The 1,724-nt window shown below is 38.7% G+C and carries 1 protein-coding gene; it reads left to right on the plus strand.

Features of this window, described 5'->3' with window-relative positions; genetic code table 11:
• Positions 1 to 160 precede the first annotated feature (160 nt).
• Positions 161 to 1,724, plus strand: a 1,564-nt coding sequence (locus E5A76_RS06645; RefSeq protein ID WP_161118464.1) for a cadherin-like domain-containing protein, incomplete at its 3' end; no start/stop codon positions are given.

Genomic DNA, 1,724 nt, shown 5'->3' on the forward strand with positions numbered 1-1,724 from the left:
ATTTCTATACGCTTATTTTATTAAGAATAACAACCAAAACCAAAATGCAACTTCACACCTATTTCATTAAGGCATAGTATCCCGCTGCATATGCCATTTTACACATAACAATCTCTATTAATCACATTTTACTTTTCATTTATATGATCAGGGATAGCAAATGAAACCGTCTATCATTGCTAATAAAACGCATGTTAAAAATGCTAATAATGATATCAATTCAAACAGTTACAGCATTGATAACACTATTAGTCATTTAATACACAATCAGATCCAAACAACAGATACGCCTTCTTCTACACATGATTTAAACGCCCTCTATAACTACATTCTTGATGGCAATGACCCATCAGTATTACCTGCACCAGGGGCGGGGCATGCCGTTAACGGCGGTGGTGATTTTGGCTATGTCACTATTGAAAGAAATAATAGTGAAGTTATTGCAACAACACCAAATAGCGAAATAAATAGTAACTTAAATATTAATGAAGTAGATCAATCATTATCTCAATTAAATATTAACGTTCTTCACAATGACGTTGTGACTAATAATCTAGACACAAAAGGTTATTACTCTGTACAAGAAGATAATTGTTTAGCGTTAAATATTAATACACATAATAACGAAATAATCAGTATTAATAACATTCTATTATCTGGTGAAAAACAAGATATTTCACTTGCTCATGGTCAGATCCATATTAATAACAATGGTGCGATCACTTTTACCCCAAATAAAGACTTTAATGGCGATGTTTCATTCGATTATACCGTAAAAGGTGAAACAGCCGATTCTACTCACGCTATCAATATAGACGTTACCCCTATGAACGATGCACCACATTTAACAAGCCCAGAAGCTAATCAAAACAACTACGTTAACACCCAATATGTCGAAGGAACTGGTGCCCAATACCTGATCCCAAATGCCACTATTTCAGATGTTGATAGCAAGACATTAACCAAAGCTATTTTCACCATTACACCAGATGTCAATCACGATGGTATTAATGGCTATGATGCTGCGCATGAGTACCTACAACTGGATCCTGCCATGAGCGATAAATTCCAGTTAGTCCAATCGTTTGATTATTCAAAAGATGCAGGGAGCTGGATCTTAACAACCAAAGACGGTGCGCCAGCTTCAATTCATGATTTCGAACAAGCTATCCATGCGGTGCAATACGTTAATACCGCAGAATCTATGACTGGCCTTAACGGCGTAAAATCGCTAGGTGTCGATGTTTACGATGATCACAACGCCTTTAGTAACCGCCTAAGCATCAGACTTGATCCTATCAATGTGAATGATGCGCCTGTTGCAACAGCCGATGATGCACAAAACGGTTGGATCACTCGTCACTACACTGAAAACTCAGGCCAACAGCAACTACTGTCACACGTAACACTGAGTGATGTTGATAGCCAACATTTATCTTATGTTGAGATCACCATGACGACTGAAGGCAACTTCAACCGCTTTGACGCAGCACATGATCACTTTACTCTTTCTCCTAAATTTGCCGATCAATTTACGCTCGTTCAACACGTTGAAGAGGGCGCTGCTGTATGGACACTCGCCGCTAAACATGGCGCTCAGTTAAGTGTGCAAGATTTCCAAGCCGCACTACAGTCAATTAGCTATGAAAATACCGCAGAATCCATGACCGGCCTTAACGGTGCAAAGTCTTTCGGTATCAACGTGTTTGATGATCACCATGCCG

Source organism: Photobacterium lucens, assembly GCF_009873615.1.
GTDB classification, from domain to species: Bacteria; Pseudomonadota; Gammaproteobacteria; order Enterobacterales; family Vibrionaceae; genus Photobacterium; species Photobacterium lucens.